This window comes from Pseudoalteromonas sp. BSi20480 (genome assembly GCF_000241365.1).
In the GTDB taxonomy this organism is placed as follows: Bacteria; Pseudomonadota; Gammaproteobacteria; order Enterobacterales; family Alteromonadaceae; genus Pseudoalteromonas; species Pseudoalteromonas marina.
Map to the genome: position 1 here is coordinate 1 of NZ_BADX01000154.1, position 23,712 is coordinate 23,712.

At 39.6% G+C, this 23,712-nt stretch carries 15 protein-coding genes and 1 pseudogene; 4 read left to right on the forward strand and 12 right to left on the reverse strand.

The annotated features are described in order from the left end of the window. Positions 1–23: 23 nt before the first annotated feature. From P20480_RS20150 to P20480_RS03370, 5 genes and pseudogenes are all read right to left on the reverse strand, one after another. Positions 24–185: a hypothetical protein gene (locus tag P20480_RS20150; RefSeq protein WP_474089421.1), complete on the reverse strand. Its 162-nt coding sequence runs from the start codon at positions 183–185 to the stop codon at positions 24–26. A gap of 78 nt (positions 186–263) precedes the next feature. Further along, positions 264–1,486: pseudogene (locus P20480_RS18675) on the reverse strand (SpoVR family protein); the annotation flags it as partial. A 17-nt stretch (positions 1,487–1,503) separates the two neighbouring features. Then, positions 1,504–2,787 (reverse strand): YeaH/YhbH family protein, encoded by a 1,284-nt coding sequence (locus P20480_RS03380; protein ID WP_008132050.1) that lies wholly within the window; start codon positions 2,785–2,787, stop codon positions 1,504–1,506. Between the two features lie 30 nt (positions 2,788–2,817). Then, positions 2,818–4,740 carry a PrkA family serine protein kinase gene (locus P20480_RS03375; RefSeq protein ID WP_006792407.1) on the reverse strand — a complete coding sequence of 641 codons (1,923 nt, stop codon included), beginning with the start codon at positions 4,738–4,740 and terminating at the stop codon, positions 2,818–2,820. A gap of 208 nt (positions 4,741–4,948) precedes the next feature. Further along, positions 4,949–5,530, reverse strand: coding sequence for a superoxide dismutase (locus tag P20480_RS03370; RefSeq protein WP_006792408.1), 582 nt, complete (start codon positions 5,528–5,530; stop codon positions 4,949–4,951). Positions 5,531–5,795: 265 nt separating this feature from the next. On the opposite strand from P20480_RS03370, the gene P20480_RS03365 reads away from it, so the two are divergent. Next, positions 5,796–6,134 carry a Grx4 family monothiol glutaredoxin gene (locus P20480_RS03365; RefSeq protein ID WP_006792409.1) on the forward strand — a complete coding sequence of 113 codons (339 nt, stop codon included), beginning with the start codon at positions 5,796–5,798 and terminating at the stop codon, positions 6,132–6,134. Between the two features lie 91 nt (positions 6,135–6,225). Here the strand turns inward: P20480_RS03365 and P20480_RS03360 are convergent, their stop codons facing one another. The 6 genes from P20480_RS03360 to P20480_RS03335 all read right to left on the reverse strand — a co-directional run bounded on the left by P20480_RS03360 (position 6,226) and on the right by P20480_RS03335 (position 13,487). Next, positions 6,226–7,539 carry a sensor histidine kinase gene (locus P20480_RS03360; RefSeq protein WP_008132052.1) on the reverse strand — a complete coding sequence of 438 codons (1,314 nt, stop codon included), beginning with the start codon at positions 7,537–7,539 and terminating at the stop codon, positions 6,226–6,228. After that, positions 7,539–8,870, reverse strand: a complete 1,332-nt coding sequence (locus tag P20480_RS03355; protein ID WP_008132054.1) for a sigma-54-dependent transcriptional regulator — start codon at positions 8,868–8,870, stop codon at positions 7,539–7,541. The genes P20480_RS03360 and P20480_RS03355 overlap by 1 nt, the downstream gene beginning before the upstream one ends. 79 nt (positions 8,871–8,949) lie before the next feature. Beyond that, positions 8,950–10,158: an ABC transporter permease gene (locus P20480_RS03350; protein ID WP_008132056.1), complete on the reverse strand. Its 1,209-nt coding sequence runs from the start codon at positions 10,156–10,158 to the stop codon at positions 8,950–8,952. An 11-nt stretch (positions 10,159–10,169) separates the two neighbouring features. After that, positions 10,170–11,483 carry an ABC transporter permease gene (locus tag P20480_RS03345; RefSeq protein WP_008132058.1) on the reverse strand — a complete coding sequence of 438 codons (1,314 nt, stop codon included), beginning with the start codon at positions 11,481–11,483 and terminating at the stop codon, positions 10,170–10,172. 3 nt (positions 11,484–11,486) lie between these two features. Continuing rightward, the gene (locus P20480_RS03340; RefSeq protein ID WP_008132059.1) at positions 11,487–12,197 is read right to left on the reverse strand and encodes an ABC transporter ATP-binding protein; all 711 of its coding nucleotides are present in this window, start codon (positions 12,195–12,197) and stop codon (positions 11,487–11,489) included. A gap of 36 nt (positions 12,198–12,233) precedes the next feature. Further along, positions 12,234–13,487, reverse strand: a complete 1,254-nt coding sequence (locus P20480_RS03335) for an efflux RND transporter periplasmic adaptor subunit (RefSeq protein WP_008132061.1) — start codon at positions 13,485–13,487, stop codon at positions 12,234–12,236. Between the two features lie 875 nt (positions 13,488–14,362). Between P20480_RS03335 and gltB the strand changes: the two genes are divergently transcribed. The 3 genes from gltB to P20480_RS03320 all read left to right on the forward strand — a co-directional run bounded on the left by gltB (position 14,363) and on the right by P20480_RS03320 (position 21,591). Next, on the forward strand, positions 14,363–18,820 hold the full coding sequence (gene gltB / locus P20480_RS03330) for a glutamate synthase large subunit (protein ID WP_008132062.1): 4,458 nt from the start codon (positions 14,363–14,365) through the stop codon (positions 18,818–18,820). A gap of 9 nt (positions 18,821–18,829) precedes the next feature. Next, positions 18,830–20,245 (forward strand): FAD-dependent oxidoreductase, encoded by a 1,416-nt coding sequence (locus tag P20480_RS03325; RefSeq protein ID WP_008132064.1) that lies wholly within the window; start codon positions 18,830–18,832, stop codon positions 20,243–20,245. A gap of 323 nt (positions 20,246–20,568) precedes the next feature. Then, complete coding sequence (locus P20480_RS03320; protein WP_238530319.1) at positions 20,569–21,591, forward strand: GGDEF domain-containing protein; 1,023 nt, start codon at positions 20,569–20,571, stop codon at positions 21,589–21,591. 377 nt (positions 21,592–21,968) lie between these two features. On the opposite strand, the gene recN is transcribed toward P20480_RS03320, so the two are convergent. Further along, positions 21,969–23,648, reverse strand: a complete 1,680-nt coding sequence (gene recN / locus P20480_RS03315; protein WP_008132068.1) for a DNA repair protein RecN — start codon at positions 23,646–23,648, stop codon at positions 21,969–21,971. Positions 23,649–23,712 lie beyond the last annotated feature (64 nt).

A 23,712-nucleotide genomic window follows, 5' to 3' on the forward strand; every position in this document is an offset into this window, starting at 1 on the left:
TTTAGGGCATTGTCCGATAGTCATTATTTTTCATTATTATCTACTTGTTCAAGTTTTACTTTAAACCCCCATAATCTATAAAGATGCTTAAGTACTTCCTCATGTGTATTTGCTAAAGGTATATTATTGTGCGGAACATACCTAAGCGTAAGCGCTCTATCCCCTCTGATATCAACATCGTACACTTGAATGTTAGGTTCATGATTACTTAAGTTATATTGAGCCGAAAGCGCTTCCCTTACCGCTTTATATCCATTGTCGTTATGAATTGCGCCTATTTCTAAATGCGGAGCGCTTGCGTTATCAATAAGTGTAAAAAGCTTAAAGTCGCGAATTAATTTAGGGGATAAAAACTGGCTTATAAAGCTTTCATCTTTAAAGTTTTGCATAGCAAAATGAAGGGTATCAAGCCAATTACTTCCGGCATATTCAGGGAACCATTTTTTATCTTCTTCCGTTGGGTGTTCGCATAGTCGCCTAATATCAACCATCATATTGAAGCCTAAAGCATACGGGTTTATGCCCGAGTAATACTGACTATTGTAAGGTGGTTGATAAACAACATTTGTATGGCTTTGTAAAAATTCCAGCATAAATGAGTCGGTAAGTTTACCTTCATCATATAGGTGATTTAAAATGGTGTAATGCCAAAAGGTGGCCCAGCCTTCATTCATTACTTGTGTTTGTTTTTGTGGGTAAAAATATTGTGATATTTTACGCACTATACGAATAACTTCACGTTGCCAAGGTTCTAAAAGTGGTGCGTTTTTTTCTATAAAATACAAGATATTTTCTTGCGGCTCTTGAGGAAAGTGGCGTTCTTTCTTTTTTGCTTCTTGGTGATGTTCGGGGATTGTTCGCCATAATTCGTTCACTTGAGATTGCAAATAAGCCTCGCGTTCTTCTTGGCGCTTTTGCTCTTCGAATAACGAAATTTGTTGCGGGCGTTTATAACGATCAACGCCATAGTTCATGAGTGCGTGGCATGAGTCTAGTAAGGTTTCTACTGCTGTTACACCGTATTTTTCTTCGCAGCGACGTATATAATTTTTAGAAAATACCAGGTAATCAATGATAGAGCTGGCATCAGTCCATGTTTTAAATAAATAATTACCTTTAAAAAAGAGTTGTGGCCATAACATGCGTGCGCCATAACTAGTGCTTGCATCGGTAACGTATTTTCTTCCATTAAATATGCAATACAGGGGTCTGAATTAATCACTATTTCATACGCGAGGCCCATTTGTCCGCGTTTATAGTTTTGCTCAGTTTGAATGAATTTTTTCCCGTAAGACCAATGGTTGTAACCAATAGGCATCCCAACACTTGAGTACGCATCCATCATTTGTTCGGCGGTGATCACCTCTATCTGATTAGGGTAAATGTCTAACCGGTAAAAGTCTGCAACGCGAGCTATTTCTGTTTGATACTCAGTTAACAAATCAAAAGTCCAGTCAGGGCCGTCACTCATTCGTTTAGTATTCATATTAATACCTCGCTTGGTTATGCAGCCCCTTGTTGTTGCCGACCTTTTTTAAAAAGCTCCCTAAATATAGGGTAAATGTCTTCAACACTTTGAATGTGCTGTATGGCAAAGTTGGAATGTGTTTGCGTAATATTTAAATATTCTCGCCATAGGCTTTGATGAGCACGTGTTGTGATTTCAATGTAGGCAAAATAGCGAACAACATCTAAAATGCTATTACGTAATATTTGTCCGCAATGAGGAGTATCGTCAGCCCAGTTATCACCGTCAGATGCTTGTGCTGCATATACATTCCATTCGTCTGCGTTGTAACGCTCTTTAATTATTTTATCCATCAGTTTAAGTGCGCTCGATACGATAGTTCCCCCAGTTTCTTGAGAGTAAAAAAATGTTTGTTCGTCTACTTCAGTAGCTTGCGTATGATGACGGATATAGACCACTTCAATGTCTTTATAACTGCGCGTTAAAAATTGATATAGTAAAATATAAAACCGTTTTGCCATATCTTTTGTGGCTTGGTCCATAGAGCCTGACACATCCATAATACAAAACATAACCGCTTTGCTGGTGGGGTGGGGGCGCTTCTCGTAATTTCTAAAACGCAAGTCGTAGTTATCAATAAAAGGCACAGCTTTAATTTGCTGTTTAAGTAGGTTTATTTCTTTTTGTAAAAGTGCAACAGCGGCTTTATCGCTATGAGGTTCGTGTATTAATATTTTTAGCTGAGCTTCTAAATCGGCTAAGCGGCGCTTTTTTCCAGCGCTCATCGCAACACGTCGAGCAAGTGATCCTTGTAACGAACGAACAATATCAATATTACTTGGCATACCTTCACTGCAAAAACCGGCTCGGTGGGTTTTCATTTGTACAAGTTTATCAAGTTGATTTTCTTGAAGATTAGGAAGTTCTAAATCTTCAAAAAGTAAATCGAGGTACTCATCTTTTGAGATAGAGAACACAAATTCATCTTGCCCTTCGCCAGAGTCGCTTGCCTCACTTTGTCCAGAACCATCACCTTGACCACCTTTTGGTCGCTCTATTTTATCACCTGTTGCAAACTGATCGTTACCTGGGTGTATTTGTTTTTTATTCCCGCCTTTACCTTGATGAAAGGTAGGCTCGCTGATATCACGTTGTGGAATAGATATACTTTCCCCCGATGTAGAGTCGGTTACACTGCGTTTATTTATTGCATCTGACACCGCTTCTTTTATCTGTTTTTTATAACGCCTAATGAAGCGTTGACGATTTACGGTGCTTTTATTTTTACCGTTTAAACGTCTGTCTATAAAATGTGCCATAATGACCTCCTAAAACCACAACCATGAAGGTTATTGTGATTTCCTAACACGTAGGTACCACTCAGATAACAATCTGACTTGCTTTTGTGTATAGCCTTTCTCGACCATGCGATTAACAAAGTCTTCGTGTTTTTGCTGATCTTCAGCTGAGGTTTTAGTATTAAACGAAATAACAGGCAACAGATCTTCTGTGTTTGAAAACATTTTTTTCTCAATGACAGTCCGTAATTTTTCGTAACTCGTCCACAGCGGGTTTTTGCCATTGTTATGAGCCCGTGCGCGTAGTACAAAATTAACTATTTCGTTACGAAAATCTTTAGGATTAGAAATGCCCGCTGGTTTTTCAATTTTCTCAAGCTCTGCATTGAGTGCAGCTCGGTCAAATAATTGGCCTGTATCAGGGTCACGATATTCTTGATCTTGAATCCAAAAATCGGCATAAATAACATAGCGATCAAATATGTTTTGCCCATATTCTGAGTATGATTCCAAATACGCAGTTTGAAGTTCCTTACCAATAAATTCAACATACTGAGGGATTAAATAGCCTTTTAAAAAGCTCAAGTAGCGTTCTTCAACATCGCTGCTGAATTGTTCACGTTCTATTTGTTGTTCAAGTACATAAAATAAGTGAACAGGGTTTGCGGCCACTTCTGTGTTGTCAAAATTAAATACCCGAGATAAAATTTTAAATGCAAAGCGAGTAGAAAGACCCGTCATGCCTTCATCCACTCCTGCGTAATCGCGATACTCTTGATACGACTTTGCTTTTGGATCAGTGTCTTTGAGTGTTTCACCATCGTACACTCGCATTTTAGAATACAGGCTTGAGTTTTCAGGCTCTTTTAATCGTGAAAGAGTTGTAAATTGTGCCAAAGCTTTTAAGGTGCCAGGCGCGCAAGGGGCGCTATGAAGTTCACTATGCTGAAGAAGTTTGTCGTAAATTTTAATTTCTTCAGTGACACGCAAACAATAAGGTACCTTGACTATGTATACACGGTCTAAAAAGGCTTCATTATTTTTGTTATTTTTAAAGGTTTGCCATTCAGATTCGTTTGAATGAGCGAGGATCATGCCATTAAAAGGAAGAGCGCTAATACCTTCAGTCCCATTGTAATTACCTTCTTGCGTGGCCGTTAGTAGTGGATGAAGTACTTTGATAGGGGCTTTAAACATCTCTACAAATTCCATCAAGCCTTGATTTGCCATACAAAGTGAACCCGAGTAAGCATAAGCATCGGGGTCATTTTGCGCAAAATGTTCAAGCTGACGTATATCTACTTTACCTACTAATGCGGATATATCTTGGTTGTTTTCATCGCCTGGCTCTGTTTTAGCGATGCCTATTTGATTCAGAATAGATGGATAACGTTTTACCACTCTAAACTTACTTATATCGCCATTAAACTCTTTCAGCCGTTTGCCTGCCCACGGTGACATAATTGTTTTTAAATAACGTGGCTTAATACCGTACTCTTGCTCTAGCACATTAGCGTCTTCAATGGGATCAAACAGAGATAATGGATGATCGTTTACCGGTGACCCTTTAATTGAATAGATGGGTACTTGTTGCATGAGGTACTTTAGCTTTTCAGCAATAGATGATTTGCCACCGCCGACAGGACCTAATAGGTAGAGAACCTGTTTACACTCTTCAAGCCCTTGAGCGGCGTGTTTTAAATAAGAAACAATTTGTTCAATGGCATCCTCCATACCATAAAAATCGGTAAAGGCAGGGTAGCGTGCGACTACTCTATTTGAAAATAACCGACTGAGGCGTGCATCCGTTGCGGTATCTACCATTGTGGGTTCACCAATGGCCATTAAAAGGCGTTCTGGTGCACTCGCGTAGGCAGATTTATCGGTTTTACATATCTCAAGAAACTCGGCGATACTGTACTCTTCTTCTTGTGCCGCTTCGTAACGTGCTTGGTAATGCTCAAAAATCGTCATAATAACCTCCGAAACCCGCTGTAAAAGGTGCTTACATTTTAAAGTTTAGTCGCGAAAGTCTATGTTTGTGGAATAAAATTAAAAATTTAAGTGAAAAAAGATCATGTTGAAGAAGGTTATTTTGTCAAGTGACAGAGTTTAAAAGTATAAATAATAGGCATAAAAAAAGACGCTTTAGCGTCTTTTTTAAATTAGCGATAAGTGCTAATTAAGCGAAGTTTGCGTTTGCAAATTCCCAGTTAACAAGTGACCAAAAACCTTTAAGGTAATCTGGACGCACGTTACGGTAATCAATGTAGTATGCGTGTTCCCATAAATCTACAGTAAGAACAGGTGTAACGCCTTCGTCAGTAAGTGGTGTAGCAGCGTTAGACGTGTTAACGATGTCTAAAGAGCCATCGGCAAGTTTTACTAACCAAGTCCAGCTTGAACCGAAGTTATTTACTGCTTTGTCGTTTAATGCATCTTTAAACGCATCAAAAGAACCCCATTTAGCGTTAATTGCATCTGCAATTGCGCCAGTAGGCTCGCCGCCGCCATTTGGAGATAGGCTGTTCCAGTAAAACGTGTGATTCCAGATTTGCGCTGCGTTGTTAAATACACCGCCTTCTGATGAACATACGATTTCTTCTAGAGATTTGTTTTCAAACTCTGTACCAGGGATCAAACCGTTAAGCTTAACAACATACGTGTTGTGGTGCTTACCGTGGTGAAACTCTAATGTTTCTTTTGAAATATGTGGCTCAAGTGCGTCGATTGCATATGGTAGTGACGGTAGTTCAAATGCCATTTTTTATCTCCATCTTTTTTAGTTGATAGTCCATTTGGTAATACGTAATGCCTGTTGAAACAGACCACTTACCTATACCAAGTGGGAATATAGTGTTACTATAATTGTTGAGTATTTTACTCAAGTTTAAGCAAACAGCAATGCTATTGCGAAAGACTATTTCAATTGTGGCTTTATTTGCCCATTTTAAGTTATATATTTATGGTCACGATGAGTTATTTTCAAGACCTAAGTATATTTAGCTATCGTTACTTTGAGGTTGTAGATGGAAACCATTGATAAAATTAAACAGCAAATTTCAGAAAACCCAATTATCCTTTTCATGAAAGGGTCACCTAAGTTACCAAACTGTGGTTTTTCTTCACAAGCTTCACAAGCACTTATGTCGTGTGGCGAACCGTTTGCATACGTTGATATTTTACTAAACCCAGACATTCGTGCTGAGCTTCCTGCGTACGCAAATTGGCCTACATTCCCACAACTTTGGGTTGAGGGTGAGCTAATTGGTGGTTGTGATATCATCATCGAAATGTTCCAACGTGGTGAATTACAACCGTTAATCACAGAAACAGCGGCTAAGTACAAAGAAGCTGACGCTGAGTAATCTTATTTTGTGAGCGCTATTTCTATAGTGCTGTGATAATAAAAGCCACGTTAAGTGGCTTTATTGTTTTTAGTTTTTTTAACAACATCACTTATCTGCACGGCAGGGTAACTTGCACGTTTAGACCACCACTTAATTTATTATGTAAGCTTATTTGTCCTTTATGTGCTTCAGCAATCTCTCTGCACAAGGCTAACCCCAAACCACTTCCTGTACTTTTTGTAGAATAAAAAGGTACGAGGGCATTAGCCATAACCTGCTCACTCATTCCTTTTCCGCCATCGCTTACATCTACTATGCAAGTATTACTAAAGAACGTTACATCTATGTTTATTTTAGACGGATTTGAGCCTGACTCGTGTGCATTTTTGAGTAAGTTGATAAGCAACTGCTCAAGTTGTGCCTGATCTGCATGTAATATGCTTTGGGTGCTGCTTACTGTGTAGCTAAACTGCCATTGTCTATTCAGATCATTTAATGTGTTTTGCCAATTTATCGCTGACTTTTGTGGTGTAGGGAGCTTCGCAAATTTGCCATAGCCTTGAACAAACTCAGCCAAGTGGCTTATTCTTTCATCGATTGTTGAAAACACTCGTGCAAGACGAGGCTCATCTACGCGGCTAGCTAAAAGCTGAGCGCTGTGCAGCATTGATGACATAGGGCCAAGAGAGTTATTGAGCTCGTGGCTTATTATTCGAATAACTTTTTTCCATACTGCTACTTCTTGGCGGCTGAGTTCACGGGTAAGTTGTTTAAATATGTACAAGTGATGTTTTTGATTATTAAGCAAAAATTCGCCAGTCGATAAATGCCAAGTTTGAGAATCGTGACTATCTATTTCAATATTAAACAAGCCATCCACGCCTTGCTCAATAGCATTAGTAAGTTGAATAGGTGCATCAGACAATAATTCGTGAAGTTGCGTGCCTTCTAGTTGTGTTTTGCTATTAAATAAAGTGCGGCTGACTAAGTTACTAAATACAACAATTTTATTATCGTTAACAAGTAAAAGTGCTTGGGGAGAGCTTTGTAATACTTTATCTAACATTAACTCTCGTTGATAAATCCACTGTTTTTCTTGACGAAGTTGTTTTGCCGTTTGATTATAAAGCAGACATAGCTTTCCTAACTCATCGTTGTTTTTATAGGCTAATAAACTAGAAAGCTCACCATCTTTAAAATTAAGTAAGCCAGTTTCTAGCGATTGCAACCCTAGCTTAATAGGCTTTGTTAAGGCTCTAGCTAGCAAGATGCTTATTAGCATAGCTGCTATGACCAACAACACAGAGTAATACAGCGGATGTTGTGCAATTATTGTAATGCTAACAACAGGCAAAACGCTGCATAAAACACATATAGCCATTATTTTTTGAGTTAACGATAAGCCACTAATAAAATTAAACATTAGTAATCAATACCCATTTTTTGTAAGCGCCTATAGAGTGCTTGACGGCTTAAACCAAATTCTCGTGCTACTTTGGCTATAACCCCCTGATTAGCGCGTATTGATTGTTCAATTTCGAATTTTGTTGGTTCTTTTTTTACGTCGTTATTTTTTATTGGCGACGACGGGGTTAGGTCAAAATCTTCAGCACTAAGCAAACCATTAGGCTTGATTACACCAACACGTTTACAGGCGTTTTCAAGTTCTCTTACATTACCTGGCCATTGGTATCGATTAAGGGCTTGCTCTGCATCAATACTTAGCTCTCTATGTGGTAAAAAGTGATTAATGAGTGGCGCAATATCATCAACGCGTTCACAAAGCGCAGGTACGTTTAACTCAATAACGTTAAGGCGATAGTACAAATCTTCTCTAAAACGCCCTTCGGTTATTGCTTGTAATAAATTTTCGTTTGTGGCTGATATAACACGTACAGTTACTTTGCGCGTTTGTGTGGACCCTAACCGTTCAAATTCACCTGTTTGCAACACTCTTAGCAACTTCATTTGCCCAGAAAGTGGCAAGTTGCCAATTTCATCTAAAAATAATGTTCCACCATCAGCTGCCTCAAAACGACCTATACGTTGCTTGCTTATACCAGTATAAGCACCTGCTTCAGCACCAAACAATTCAGCTTCCAAAAGCTCTTGGGGAAGGGCGCCTGCATTGACCTTTATGAAAGGCTGATTTATTAGTGAAGAGTTTTTTTGAATAATAGTGGCAATACACTCTTTACCACTGCCATTAGGGCCTGTTATGAGTGCAGAGATATCAGATTTAGCCACTTGCAATGCCATCGTGACCAATCGCTCCATTGCGGTACTTTTAAAAATAAGGCCTGCTAAGTTAGCAGTGTTATATTTATCCTCTCGCTCTTTTTGTTGGCGGTTGTGCGTGGCCACAAGTTGCTTAGTGCGCCCTAGCTCTATTAAGTTAGTAATACACGTAAGAAGCTTATGGTCGTCCCATGGTTTTGGAAGGTAATCGGCTGCACCTGCTTTAACGAGTTCAATAGCCGTTGACAATTCAGTCCAAGCGGTTATTAGTATAATAGGGAGGTGTGGGTTCTCTTCACGCAGCGCATAAAACAAAGTTTTACCTTCTTCACCTGAGGTGGTATCGCTGGTAAAATTCATATCTTGAATAACGAGAGAGATGCGTTGGTACTGCACAATTTGAATCGCTTCAAAGGGCGTTGTTGCGGTAACTACATTAAAGTTATGTATTTCCAGTAGTAATGATAATGCCTCTAAAACAGCCGGGTTATCATCAACGATAAGTATTTTTTCCATGTGAATTTAATCGCTGTTTATTATTATTTAGAAAATGCTACACCGTATTTTGCCAGTGTAGCATAGGTTGGGAGCAGCGCTATATGGTTCGGGTTGCGATACTCGGCGAAATATTTGCTGCACGCTTAGCAGGGCCAAATACAGCTAGAAGGCTCATTATAAAAACCATAACGGCAGTTGCTGCGACATAGCCTAAGGGTAATACAGCTATTGAAAAGTGTTGCATTAGCAATTGCCCAAGTATGAGGGCCGCAATGACGCCTAAAACTAACCCAGCAGTGCAAATCAATGCATTTTCAACTAAAAAGTACTTGATGATTGAAGATTTACGAGCGCCCAAAGCGCGACGGGTTCCAATTTGTTTGGTGCGCTTACTTATATTGAATAAGGTTAAGCCAAAGATCCCTAAAGCGGTGACAAGTAAAAGTATAGTAATAAGCACAACTAACATACGCATCATCAATGTGTCTTCAGCCATATACTGCGCTTTGTCTTGATCTAAACCACGAATTCGAATAATCACACGCTTGTTATAATTTTTAAGCATAGCGTCTTCAATCTGTTTAGCTATGTCTGCACGCTCGTTGGACGCAGTGCGAACTAAAAAGTTGCCAGATATATTGGGATTAATGTAAGGAATTAATGCGATATTATTTGGGCGGCTGTCTTTTAACCAAGGCCCTTTTGCATGCTTAATTACACCAACAACTTTCAGTGGAATATCACCAAGAAAAATCGTTTTTCCTAAGCCCTCTTCATCAGGAAAAAGCTCATTGAGTAATGCTTGAGTGACAATTGTCACATTGGCTCGTTGATCATTATCGTTAGTGACAACGATTTCATCTTGAGTAAAATTTCGTCCTGCAACAAGCTCAACGCCAAGTGTATTAATTGCATGGTCATCCGTAAAAAAGTAAGCCGTTCTTGCTGAAAGCCCTGGCTCTGGTGCAGAGTTAATACTGAAGTCAGATGAGCTGCCACTACCTGATAACGGTATGTTGTTAATATATATGGCGTCTTTAACGCCGGGTAAAGCTCGAAGCATGGCTTCATCAAGTTCAAATTGCTGATGGCTTTGAACATCTTTACCAAAATGCATAACATGAAAAGCAAGTATTTCATCTTCCGGGTAGCCTGTTTCTTGGTTAAGGTAGGTTACTCTGTCTTGAATTATAAATGCTGCGTTACTAACAATTGCAGTGGTAATTGCTATTTGTATAAGTAGCAAAATTGCACCCACCTTAGATCGACACAGCGCATGAAAAATAGGTTTAATTTCTAATATCATTGTGTTCGTCCCTATTGGCTTTTTAGATAAATGGCAGGGTTGGTTTTACACACCAGCCAAGCAGGATAAAGCCCGGCAATTACACAAGTACTGATTGCAATAAGTGGGGCGCTTAGTAACATACTTAAATCCATAGTCGCTAAGCTTTCGTAATAACTGTAGCTCTGACGAACACCTAATAGACCAAACTGCGCAAATACAATCCCAAGTAGCCCGCCCAAAAGCCCTAACATAGCGACTTCAATGATATGTTGCATAAAAATCTGCCGTTTATTAGCACCAAGAGCACGACGTACTCCAACCTCTGGCGCTCGACGTAAAAATTTGGCAAGTAATAAGCCAAGTATATTAGCCAAACACACAGCCAAAAACATAAAACTTAGAGCCACTAAAATTTTGTTATCTTCACTAACCACATTATTGTAAGCCATCCATTGATTAACATCTCGAAGCCCAAAAGCGAGCTCTTTACGATTAAATCGACCGAGCTTTTGCTGCTCTTGCATATAAGCTAGTAAGTAATTCTCGTAATCATTTTTTTGTTGCTCGGTCGTTAATTCAACCCAGAATTGAATCCAAACCATTTCTGACTGTAATTTGGCAGTAAAACTTCGAACATCTTCATGCTTCCAACCATTAGTATTTCCCCAATTACCAAGTTGCTTTGCTTCAAGAAGGCTAAATGGCATAAAAAGTTGTTCGGGTTGGTTAAATGCACCATTGTTTAAGTCGTAATATTTGATGGTTAGTGGCCAATTTTTTGTAACGCCAATCACTTCGTAACTAGCATCGTCAAGGTAAATAACCTGACCCACTGAATTTTTGCCAGCAAATAACTTATTGTTTAACTCCTCGCTAATGACAACAACGGGCGCTGCATTGTCTTCTTGTTGCTGTGACCACTTGCTACCATGTAAAAATTCGAGGTCAAACATATTAAAAAATTCAGGAGTGGTAAGTCTTGCACTTTGACTAAACGGTTTTACTTTGTCAGAGTCTATGTAAACAGAAAAGCCACTTCGTACCATTTTTAAACGTTGAGCACCTACTTGGGATTGATAAAGATTTGCAGCATCTTGATAAGTTAGTTGAAGAGGCTGGTTATCTGACGTCCACCATGTGCTTCCATCATCCATTATCTGTAATTGCACACTAAAAAGCTGACTGCTCTTGTCCGGGATTGGATCGGCCGACATCATGTGATACACACTCAGACTAGTCATGGTGATGCCTATACCAATTGCTATGGCAAGTACCATTAAAAAGCTTACGAGTGGTGTGCGCTTAAAGCTACGCCAACTCAGATCAATATAATGAACCAGCATGAATTATACTCCTTGTGCGACTTTTATTGGCTGTGTACCTTGGTACAAAGTAAAGTCAGCAAGTTGTCCATCAACTACTTGAATGTTGCGCGGTGCACGGCGGGCTAATTCGCTGTCATGTGTCACCATTATAATTGTGGCGCCATCGCGATTTATTTGCTCAAGTAATTCCATCACTTGGCGAGCCATTAGGCTGTCTAAGTTACCGGTGGGCTCATCGGCAAGTAAAAAACGTGGTTCGCCGGCAAGTGCGCGGGCTATAGCGACGCGTTGTTGCTGGCCGCCAGAAAGTTGTAGAGGTAAATGCTTAGCGCGGGAGGCTAAGCCTACTTGTTCTAAACATTGCTCTATTCTACGTTTACGTTCTTTTGCTTTAATACCTCTATAACGAAGAGGTACTTCAATATTTTCATAGAGGTTTAAATCTGGTATTAAATTAAAACCTTGAAAGATAAAACCAATTTTTTGATTTCGGCAATCGGCACGTTGGTTGTCGTTTAGGCTACCCACGTTTACACCATCTAAAATATAATCACCTTCACTAAAGGGTTCTAACATTCCGGCAATATTTAAAAAAGTAGTTTTCCCAGAGCCGCTAGGGCCTGTGACAGCTATAAATTCGCCTTCATTTACATTTAAATTAAAGTCTCTTAATGCGTGAGTTTGAACCATTTCAGTTTGGTATACTTTACTTATGTTTTTCATTTGTAACATGGTTTTTCCTTAAATTGGCGCTGGTTGAGAGCGCTTCTAATTTAATAAAAGCGTGTCTGCTTGGTTAAATTGGTTGTAGCTAGAAATTATTATTTCGTCGTTTTCATTTAAGCCGCTTAAAATTTCTACCGCGTTAATGCTGGTGGCACCTACGGATATAGGTATACGTCTTGCAAAATTACCGTCTATTTTATATGCAACAATGCCGCCTTGTTGCATAAAAGCGCCTCGCTTTACCTGCAGCACATTTTGGCGATTGTCGAGTAAAATACGCGCGGTTAAACGTTGATTTTGGCGAATGTTATTGCTGTTGCTTGTAAAGCGAACACGTGTGGTTACTTCGCGATTATTAACTTCGGGTGATATAGCCGATAGCACCCCCATTATTGTTTCGTTCCCTAATTTAAGCTCTACGTCCATACCTAACCCGAGTTCGTTTGCGTAACTTTCTGGCACCTGCAACTGTGCTTCAAAATGACTTAAATCAACGAGTGTCATCAGAGGCTGACTTTGCGTGACGGCTGCTTTTTGTTGCACAAGCAGATTACCAACAATGCCTGTCACTGTGGCCCGAATTGACAGCTCATTTACTTTTCTATGTAATTCATCAACGATCAGCTGCTGACGCTCTACATCACTTTTAGCAGCTTGCAATTCAAATGCGAGTGTATCTTTAGCAAGTGCCACCTCTTGCTGTGCGTGTTTATAGGTAAGCTGAGCACGTGATAAGTCGTCTATTGCTTTTTCAAGGTCTATTTGGCTTATTAAATGCTTTTTAATTGATAGTTTTGCGCGACGATCTTCTCTTTGTGCTGCGTTTAATTCTACACTTGCCATATCGAGTGTTTTTGTAAGGGTTAAAGTGTCTCTTCTTGATTGTAGGTGTTGCCTTTTAAGTTCACCCTCTAAGCGTTGTAATACGGATTGTTGTTGTTTTAATTCATTGGTAAGTTCAGGGCTATGAAGAACAGCAAGCTCGTCGCCTTTGGTAACTGTATCGCCAGCTTTAACGTGCAAGCTTACAAAGCCTCTCTCTGGGCTGTAGATATGTGGCGCATTGGCGGCAACAATTTTTCCACTTGCGGCTACATCGCGAACAAGCGTTTTAATTTCTACTTTTGCTATTTGCACCTTTTCTTGGCTAAATGATTTAGTTGCATCCGAGCCTGACATAACTCCATAAGTAGCAGCAATAATAAGTAACAACACAGCGATAATTAAAAGAAAACGTTTTTTATGGTTTGCGAGTGTTTTAACTTGTATGTCTTGAGCACTGGTATCTTTAATCATTATTCAACCCTAACTAAATGAATTTATATTTTTTTCAAACATGACATAAAGTAGTGCTGCAAAAATGGCGGCTAGTGGCGAGAGTAAAAATAAGCTTAAAGTGAACATAATTCTTCCAAATAATAATTACTAAATTACACTATACGATTAGCATGCCAAAATTTAACCTATTGATATTAATATACTTAATAATTTATTTATTAAAGTAATATGTCCGCGGACACTTTATGTGTCCGCTTCGGACACATAAAAAGCAATATATAAAGAGTAAATACTGCGTTGCGGGTACAAGAAAACCAATAACGTCGCAACTACAGTGAACTCAAAGTGTAAGTGTATTTTAAAGCTAAGCTACTCAGGCGATTAAATAGCGGGGTGACATTTAAGCTTTGACTGGTTTTATTTTTCTATTTACGAATAATTAATCAAAGTAATGAGTGGTTAAATTACAGTTTTTAAGCTGAATGAAGAATAAGGAACATAATTCTACCTGTATTTATCCCTTTTATAATTCGTTAATGAAAAGGGGTAATATTATTTGCATAATCCCCACATTTTATAAATTCCTATAATTGAATATTTATTCACTAATATTTAGGTTTACGTTTACGTAAACTGCGTTTTGATTTAGAGCTATTTTTACAAAATGTTAAACTTGACACCAGTGTCATGAAAAAATAACGATGAAAACACCGCTAAATGTTAATAAAAATGATAAAAAAGAAATCTTGCTATGAAGTGAGAAATATTCAAGAATGTGAATATGTATTCAAATTACTGTTGACTCTATTTGATATAGAGGCTAGTTTTGACCGGCTGTTAGCAAATCGTCGAGCAGTTCATTAACGCTAACAGTGAAGCAAGGGGAGGGGTCTATGTTATACGACTCGAAATTAGAGAAAGAAAATTGTGGCTTTGGCTTAATTGCCCAAGTTAATGGTCAGGCTAGTCACCGGCTTATTCGTACTGCTATTACTGGGTTGGATCGTATGCAACACCGTGGCGGTATTTCTGCTGATGGTAAAACAGGCGATGGCTGTGGTTTGCTTTTGCAAAAACCAGATAGTTTTTTCCGTGCTATTGCAAGTGAGCATAACTGGCACCTTGGTAAAAACTATGCAGTAGGCATGATCTTTTTAAATTCAGATCCTGTTTTAGCACAAGCTGCAAAGGAAATTCTTAGCGAAGAATTAGAAAAAGAAACGCTAAATATTTTAGGCTGGCGCGAAGTGCCTACCGACCCATCAATGCTGGGTCCAATTGCTGTGCAGCAATTACCGGGCTTTGAGCAAATTTTTGTAAGCGCACCTGAAGGTTGGCGTTCAAAAGATTTAGAACGTCGCTTATACGTAGCGCGCCGTCGTGCTGAAAAACGTTTAGCAGACGATGAATCATTTTACATTGCAAGTTTATCTGGATTAGTGACTATCTATAAAGGCCTTATGATGCCTGCAGATTTGCCTAATTTTTATTTAGACTTAGCTGACATTCGTATGACCAGCGCAATTTGTGTTTTCCATCAGCGCTTTTCAACAAACACACAGCCTCGTTGGCCACTTGCTCAGCCTTTCCGTTATTTAGCGCATAATGGTGAAATTAACACCATTGAGGGTAACCGTCAGTGGGCTCGTGCTCGCTCGTATAAATTTTCGTCTCCACTTATTCCAGATTTACAAAGCGCAGCGCCGTTTGTTAATGAAACAGGCTCAGATTCGTCAAGCCTCGATAACATGCTAGAGCTATTTTTAGCCGGTGGCATGGATTTATTCCGTGCAATGCGCATGCTTGTGCCGCCTGCATGGCAAAAAAACCGTGCTATGGATGACGATTTACGTGCATTTTATGACTTTAACTCTATGCACATGGAGCCATGGGACGGTCCTGCGGGGATTGTTATGTCAGATGGCCGCTTTGCAGCCTGTAACTTAGACCGAAATGGTCTTCGTCCTGCGCGTTATGTAATTACACAAGATGGTTTTATTACTCTTGCTTCTGAAGTGGGCATTTGGGATTACACCGCCGATGAAGTAGTTGAAAAAGGCCGAGTGGGTCCGGGTGAGCTTTTAGTAATTGATACCAAATTGGGGAAAATTTGGCACTCAGACGAAATCGACCAAGATTTAAAATCTCGCCATCCTTATAAGTCGTGGCTTGAAGAAAATGTTAAGCGCTTGACTCCCTTTGAAGAATTAAAAGAGCAAGATGCAGGCAATCGTTCATTTGACGATGAAACGTTAGCTAAATATCAAAAAATGTTTGGTTATACCAATGAAGAGTTGGATAGCGTTATTCGTGTAATGGGTGAAAACGGGCAAGAAGCGACTGGCTCAATGGGTGATGACACTCCGTTTGCTGTGTTAAGCGAAGGGCATCGTTCACTATACGATTATTTCCGTCAAAAGTTTGCACAAGTCACTAACCCGCCAATTGATCCTCTTCGCGAAAACCATGTTATGTCTTTGGCTACGTGTATTGGTAGCGAACAAAATGTGTTTAATGAAACAACAGGGCACGCTAAGCGCTTACAGTTCGATACACCTATTTTAATGTATGCAGACATGCAGCAGCTACTAAATGCAGATGAAGCGCATTACAGCTATTGTAAAATTGATATTACTTACACTGTTGAAGAAGGCTTAGAAAACGCAGTTAAACGCATTTGCGATAAAGCAAAAGAGAAAGCAGCTGCTGGCTCTATCATGCTTATTTTAACTGATCGTAATTTTGACGATGTAAACCTACCTATCCCTGCGGCTATGGCTGTAGGTGCAGTGCAAAAGTGTTTGGTTGATAACAATTTACGCTGTGAATCAAACATCATTATTGAAACGGGTAGCGTAAGAGACCCTCATCAATTTGCAGTGTTACTTGGTTTTGGCGCAACAGCTATTTACCCATACCTAGCGTATGAGTCGTTAGTTGCGATGAGTGACAGTAAAATCATCGATAAATCTTACTGCGAGGTAACCCTTGCTTATCGTAAAGCAGTAAACAAAGGCTTATACAAAATAATGTCTAAAATGGGCATTAGTACAGTCGCTTCTTACCGCTGCTCAATGTTATTTGAGGCGGTGGGTTTATCAGATGCTGTTGTTGATATGTGTTTTAAAGGTGTGGCTAGCCGCATTAAAGGCGCATGTTTTACAGACTTTGATGACGATCAACAAAGCTTACACAAGCTTGCTTTAAGTAAGCGTAAGTTACTTAGCCATGGTGGTTTATTTAAATACGTACATGGTGGTGAATACCATGCATACAACCCAGATGTGATCCAAACACTGCAGGTAGCAGTTCGCTCTGGTGAATACAGAGATTACAACGAGTATGCAAAGCTTGTTAACAATCGCCCTATTTCAACATTACGCGATATGCTGGCTCTTAAATTACCAGAAAATGGAATTAGTATTGATGATGTAGAGCCTGCAGAAGCGCTTTACAAACGCTTTGACTCAGCTGCGATGAGTATTGGTGCTTTATCGCCAGAGGCACATGAAGCACTCGCAATTGCAATGAATCGCCTAGGTGGTTGTTCAAATTCAGGTGAAGGTGGTGAAGATAAACTTCGTTACGGCACAGAGAAAAACTCACGTATTAAGCAAGTTGCCTCAGGTCGATTTGGTGTTACACCGCATTATTTACGTAGCGCAGATGTAATTCAAATTAAAGTAGCGCAGGGTGCAAAACCAGGTGAAGGCGGGCAACTTCCGGGTGAAAAAGTAACACCTTACATTGCTAAGCTTCGCTATTCGGTACCTGGCGTGACGTTAATTTCACCGCCACCACATCATGATATTTATTCTATTGAGGATCTTGCTCAGCTAATTTTCGATTTAAAGCAAGTAAATCCAAAAGCACTTGTATCAGTAAAACTAGTGTCGGAACCGGGTGTTGGCACGATAGCAACGGGTGTAGCTAAAGCATATGCTGATTTAATTACTATATCTGGCTACGACGGCGGCACAGGCGCAAGTCCGCTTACATCTGTAAAGTATGCAGGCAGCCCATGGGAATTAGGCTTAGCTGAAACACAACAAGCCCTTGTAGAAAATGGTCTTCGCCACCGCATTCGTTTGCAAACAGATGGTGGTTTAAAAACAGGTTTAGATATTATTAAAGCCGCTATTTTAGGTGCTGAAAGCTTTGGTTTTGGTACGGGCCCTATGGTGGCATTAGGGTGTAAATACTTACGTATTTGTCATTTAAATAACTGTGCAACCGGTGTTGCAACCCAAGACGAAACACTTCGTCAAAAGCATTACCATGGCTTACCTGAAATGGCGATGAACTACTTTAAGTTTATTGCACAAGAAGCGCGTGAAATCATGGCAAGCTTAGGTGTTGCAAACTTAACAGACCTAATTGGTCGTCTTGATTTACTTGAAGCAATTGAGGGCAAAACAGCCAAACAGAAAAAGATAGATTTATCTTCTGTTATTGCGCAGCCAAACAATCCAACAGGCGAAACGTTATTTTGTAGCGCGCCAAATAGCTCACATTATTTAGGCGAGCTTAACGAAAGCCTATTAGGAAAAGCGCAAGAAGCGATTGATACTTCAAGTGGTATTTCACTTGTTAGCCGAATTTGTAATACAGACCGTTCAGTTGGTGCAATGCTATCAGGCTACATTGCTGATAAACACGGAAATCAGGGTATGGCGGCTGACCCGGTAGCAATCGAGCTCCATGGCACGGCTGGTCAATCGTTTGGTGTTTGGAACGCAGGTGGGCTTGAAATGACCCTCGTTGGTGACGCTAATGACTACGTTGGTAAAGGCATGGCTGGTGGTAAGCTAGTTATTCGTCCGCCAGTGGGTTCATCATTTGAAAGTCATAAAGCAACGATTATTGGTAATACCTGTTTATACGGTGCAACGGGCGGTAAATTGTTTGCTGCAGGGTGCGCAGGTGAGCGCTTCGCAGTTCGAAATTCAGGCGTGCAAGCAGTTGTTGAAGGCGTTGGCGATAATGGCTGTGAATACATGACCGGTGGTGTTGTGTGTGTGCTTGGTAATGTAGGTGTTAACTTTGGGGCGGGTATGACCGGTGGTTTTGCCTATGTTTTAGATGAGCGAAACGACTTTGAGAAACGCATAAACCCAGAGCTTGTCGAAGTTGTGACATTAGAAGCGTTAACGTCACACCAAGAGCACCTACGTGGATTAATTGCTGAGCATTTAGAGCTAACAGGCTCATGCAGAGCAGAAAGTATTTTAGCTAATTTTGAGCTCTACTTACCTATGTTTAAATTAGTAAAACCTAAATCAAGTGACGTAAAAAGTTTACTCGGGCACCGCGCCCGTAGTAGTGCCGAACTACGTGTTCAGGCGCAATAAGGGGGCAGTATGAGCGAAAATGTATATCAATTTATAGACGTGCAGCGTGTAGATCCACGCAAAAAGCCAATTTCGTCACGTAAAAAATCATTTGTAGAAATTTACGAACCCTTTTCAGAAAATCAGGTTAACTCTCAAGCTGATCGTTGCTTGGATTGTGGTAACCCATACTGTGAATGGAAATGTCCGGTACATAATTACATTCCACAGTGGCTTAAACTAATTCGCACAGGGCGTATATTAGAAGCTGCGGAGCTTTCTCATCGAACAAACAGTTTGCCTGAAGTATGTGGCCGTGTTTGTCCTCAAGACCGGTTGTGTGAAGGCTCATGTACGCTCGATGAAGAGTTTGGCGCAGTAACGATAGGTAACATTGAAAAATATATTACCGATACCGCGTTTAAAATGGGCTGGAAGCCAGACATGTCTTACGTAACATGGACTGACAAAAAAGTAGCTATCATTGGTGCAGGGCCCGCGGGCTTAGGTTGTGCGGACATTTTAGTTCGAAATGGTGTTAAGCCTGTTGTGTTTGACCGTCACCCAGAAATTGGTGGATTACTCACATTTGGTATTCCTTCTTTCAAACTAGAGAAAGAAGTGATGCAAAAGCGCCGTGAGATTTTCACTGAAATGGGCGTAGAATTTAAGCTGAATGTTGAAGTAGGTGTAGATATCACTATGGATGATATTTTAGCCGACTATGATGCTGTATTTTTAGGCGTGGGTACGTATCAGAGCATGCGTGCAGGGCTTGAAAATGAAGATGCGCCGGGTGTTCACGATGCGCTGCCGTTTTTAATCGGTAACACTAACCGAGTTATGGGTTATGATGAAGCGAATCAAGCTTATATTGACATGGCGAATCAGAAGGTCGTTGTATTAGGAGGTGGTGATACTGCGATGGACTGTGTAAGAACGTCTATACGACAGGGTGCTGCAAAAGTAACGTGTGCGTACCGCCGTGATGAAGAAAATATGCCAGGCTCTAAGCGTGAAGTAAAAAATGCCAAAGAAGAAGGGGTTATATTTACATATAACGTTCAACCTAAAGGCATTGTGCTAGACGCTAACGGCCATGTTGCAGGCGTAAAAATGGTTAGAACTAAGCTGGGTGAGCCAGATGCGAATGGTCGTAGCCGCGCAGAAGAGGTCGCCGGTTCAGAGCATGTTATTGAAGCAACACAAGTAATTATGGCGTTTGGTTTCAAGCCACACAAAATGGACTGGTTAGAAAAGTATGACGTAGAAATAAACCACTGGGGCGGTATTAACGCACCAGAGCAAGGTGAATTTACACATCAAACAACTAACCCTAAAATATTTGCTGGTGGCGATATAGTGCGTGGTTCGGATTTAGTAGTAACCGCTATTTTTGAAGGCCGTAACGCAGCTGAAGGTATTATGGATTATTTAAAAGTTTAATTTAATATTTTCAGAAATCGACAATTTAAAAGCAAGCCAAGTGGCTTGCTTTTTTTGTGCTTGAAACGAATTAGGTACCATTTATTTTTAACCATTTTATTTTAGATGATAATTTGGTCGTATTACCAAGCTACACTCATGAATAGTTTTAAGATTCATAAACTTATAATTTGTTAAAAAAGGTACTAGTATTAATTTTACATCAGTAATACTTTAATCTTGATTTAACTGCTGAAAAAGGGGAGTATTGAGTGTTACTCAGAAAAATTGGTGATAACTTTGCTGAAAATTAACTCAATAATATAAGAAAAATAGCGCTTATTATGCATGAACATTCAAATAATCCAGAAAGAAAACTAATAGTTAGATTTTTCTCATCAATAGGCTTTATAGCAACCTTGGTGATGGGCTGCATTGCATTGACCAACAGCGATTATTTTTTATTTTTTACCTTAATATGTTCTTCGCTAGTTTACGCATGGGCGCTTAGTGTTTATAAAAACCTTGAAAAGTCAGCTAGTGCTATCCTTTATAACCTTTATGCATTGATGATTTACCTTGTTTTAACTGGAGGCGCGCAGGGAACTGGTCCGATTTGGATATTCATAGTTTCGCCAGTCACATTTTCAATTAGAGGCTTAAAGCGCGGTATCGTTGATATTGTTTTGTTTTTATTAGCGGTTATATTAGCTTTTTATTGCGCGCATACCTTTAGTATTTATAACTATCAACCTGATCAATTTCCCTATCGAGTTATATTTTCATTTATTATTGTCGCAATGTTGAGTGGCTTTTATGAAAACTCAAGGGAAAAATACAATCAAAAAATATTAGCACTGAGTAAAAAAAATGAACTGTTGGCGACTATTGACCCTTTAACGGGGTTACCAAACAGACGCTTTACAATGAATAAGCTTAGTGAATTTAAATTAGCGCTCACGAAGGAGCAAACACCGTTTGTACTTATTTTGTGCGATGTAGACAATTTTAAAAAAGTTAACGACGAGTACGGGCATAGTTTTGGTGATGAAGCGCTCATACACTTAGCTAATATTTTAAAGCAACATATTCCTAATAATGCCGTTGCATCACGCTGGGGCGGGGAGGAGTTTTTGATTGCAATTCCTAATGTATTTAACGCAAAGGGCGTAGAAATCTCAAATAAAATACATGCCGCGCTAAAACAATTTCCTGTTAATACATCTTTTGCGAGCTTAAGCTTAACGATTAGTATGGGGGTTGTTCAATCCCATGAAAGCGATTCTATAGACATTGATATCAAGCGCGCAGATGAATTGCTTTATAAAGCTAAAGAGCAAGGTAAAAATAAGACTTGCTCAGAGTAGTTTTATTATTCCATTGAGAACGAATCAAGTGTTGACTTAACTTTAGCAATACGTCTTTTTAAACTCATGCAACAAAATACATTACACAGTATTTGGGTGAGCAAAACACATGTATAACTAAAAATTAAATTATTCGAATTACCATCCTGGTAACTCATTAAATTGTAAACACTAAGAATCAGCTGAACGAATAACGTTACATTTAAAAAGCTCATTAAGTGTTTCTTGAATTGTGTGTGTTTGTATCGGCTAAATAAAGTTAACAATAGACTAATTAAAACCAGTAGCCAGCTTACAATAATAAGAATTAAAGCAGTATTAGTAATCATATAAAGGCCTTGCTGAAAATTGAAACCCTAGTTGGTTATTAATTAAACCTAAATTACACATGCGCTTTTTATTAACTCTTTTGCGTTTGCTTTTGCTGTTTTACTAACATTGTCGCCGCCAAGCAACCTTGCTATTTCGTCTACTCTACCATCTTTTGTTAGTGCCAGCATATTGGTAAAGGTTTCACCTTTAGCAATTTCTTTTGCTACAAAAAATTGCTGATGCGCACTACTTGCAACCTGCGGCAAATGGGTAACACAGATCACCTGAGTCGATTTACCAAGTTGCCTTAATAACTTTCCAACAGCAGAGGCTGTAGGTCCAGAAATACCTACGTCTACTTCATCAAATATCAATGTTGGTGTTGTTACTTTTTGGGCAATAATAACCTGAATGGCTAAGCTAATACGCGAAAGCTCACCACCAGACGCCACCTTAGCCAAAGGCTGAAGGGGCTGCCCTGGGTTGGTCGATACTAAAAACGAAACGCTATCATGCCCTAAAAGATTGGGGGCGCGCTCAGGATCTTCAGTAAGCGATATTTCAAATACACCATTTTCCATGGATAAATTTGCCATACTTTCGCTTATTAAGGTGTTTAAGGTATTAGCATAACTTCTGCGGCTAATACTTAGCGCTTCACTTGCTTGCTTGTAGTCAAGCAATGCATCGTTTATTTCAGAGTCAAGTTGCTCCAAACGCGAACTATTATTACTAATTGACTCGAGTTCTTTTGAAATTGACTGATGAAATTCAACTAATCCTTGCGGTTTTATATGGTGCTTACGAGCTAAGTCCATTGCGCCACTTAACCTATTTTCTATCTCTGTTAAACGGGCTGGGTCTAAATCAACTTGTTCCGTATAATTGCGAATTTCTCGGCTAGCTTCTTCTACTTGAACAGCAGCTTCTTCTAACATTGCAGCCACACTTGCTAAGCTTTCATCATATTGTGCTAAATCTGCAAATTGTTGTGCGCTGTGCTGTAAAACAGAACACGCGCTTTGTTCTTCACCTTCATATAGGTATTGCAGCTCTTTTTGACATGACTCTAAAATGGTTTGGCTATTACTTAGCTTGTAATGTTCGGCTTCAATTTGTTCAAACTCACCGTCTTGTAACGCAAACTCGTCAAGTTCTGCCACTTGGTATTCTAGTAGCTGTTTTTGAGCGGCTTGTTGTAATTGCTGTTGCTCAAGCTGTTTAAATTCTTTTTGAAGGTTGGCAAATTGTTTATAACTTTCAGTTACTTTTACAACCAAGTCTTGATGGCCAGCATATGCATCAAGTAGTTGTAATTGATGTTCAGCTTTTAAAAGGTGTTGATGAGCGTGTTGCCCATGTATAGAAATTAAATACTGTCCTAGCTCTTTTAGTTGAGCTGCTGTAACAGCGCTGCCATTAATATAGCTTTTGCTGCGACCATTTTTGCAAACAACGCGTCTAAGTAGGCATTCATCGTCGTTACTCGTTAGCATGTGCTGTTCTAAAAAAGCCTGAGCGAGCGGGAGTGCACTTATATCAAATTGGGCACATACTTCAGCTTTGTCTGCAGAAGGTCTTACAGCAGAGGCTTCAGCACGCTCGCCTAAACACAATGAAAGTGCATCAATGGCAATCGATTTACCCGCGCCGGTTTCCCCCGTGATCGCTGTCATGCCGTTATGCCATTCAGTGCTTGAGTTACTTACAATTGCAAAATTTTTAATTTCTAAACCAACTAACATACTGTTTATCCATCCAGTTAATTAACTGGTAATTTATACAGTGTTTAGCTTTTTTGCAAATTAA

Bases quoted from the DNA above. Each gene is read 5' to 3' on its own strand.
- P20480_RS03380 (WP_008132050.1), bottom strand. From the start codon at position 2,787: ATGGCACATTTTATAGACAGACGTTTAAACGGTAAAAATAAAAGCACC.
- P20480_RS03375 (WP_006792407.1), bottom strand. From the start codon at position 4,740: ATGACGATTTTTGAGCATTACCAAGCACGTTACGAAGCGGCACAAGAA.
- P20480_RS03370 (WP_006792408.1), bottom strand. From the start codon at position 5,530: ATGGCATTTGAACTACCGTCACTACCATATGCAATCGACGCACTTGAG.
- P20480_RS03365 (WP_006792409.1), top strand. From the start codon at position 5,796: ATGGAAACCATTGATAAAATTAAACAGCAAATTTCAGAAAACCCAATT.
- P20480_RS03360 (WP_008132052.1), bottom strand. From the start codon at position 7,539: ATGTTTAATTTTATTAGTGGCTTATCGTTAACTCAAAAAATAATGGCT.
- P20480_RS03355 (WP_008132054.1), bottom strand. From the start codon at position 8,870: ATGGAAAAAATACTTATCGTTGATGATAACCCGGCTGTTTTAGAGGCA.
- P20480_RS03350 (WP_008132056.1), bottom strand. From the start codon at position 10,158: ATGATATTAGAAATTAAACCTATTTTTCATGCGCTGTGTCGATCTAAG.
- P20480_RS03345 (WP_008132058.1), bottom strand. From the start codon at position 11,483: ATGCTGGTTCATTATATTGATCTGAGTTGGCGTAGCTTTAAGCGCACA.
- P20480_RS03340 (WP_008132059.1), bottom strand. From the start codon at position 12,197: ATGTTACAAATGAAAAACATAAGTAAAGTATACCAAACTGAAATGGTT.
- P20480_RS03335 (WP_008132061.1), bottom strand. From the start codon at position 13,487: ATGATTAAAGATACCAGTGCTCAAGACATACAAGTTAAAACACTCGCA.
- gltB (WP_008132062.1), top strand. From the start codon at position 14,363: ATGTTATACGACTCGAAATTAGAGAAAGAAAATTGTGGCTTTGGCTTA.
- P20480_RS03325 (WP_008132064.1), top strand. From the start codon at position 18,830: ATGAGCGAAAATGTATATCAATTTATAGACGTGCAGCGTGTAGATCCA.
- P20480_RS03320 (WP_238530319.1), top strand. From the start codon at position 20,569: ATGCATGAACATTCAAATAATCCAGAAAGAAAACTAATAGTTAGATTT.
- recN (WP_008132068.1), bottom strand. From the start codon at position 23,648: ATGTTAGTTGGTTTAGAAATTAAAAATTTTGCAATTGTAAGTAACTCA.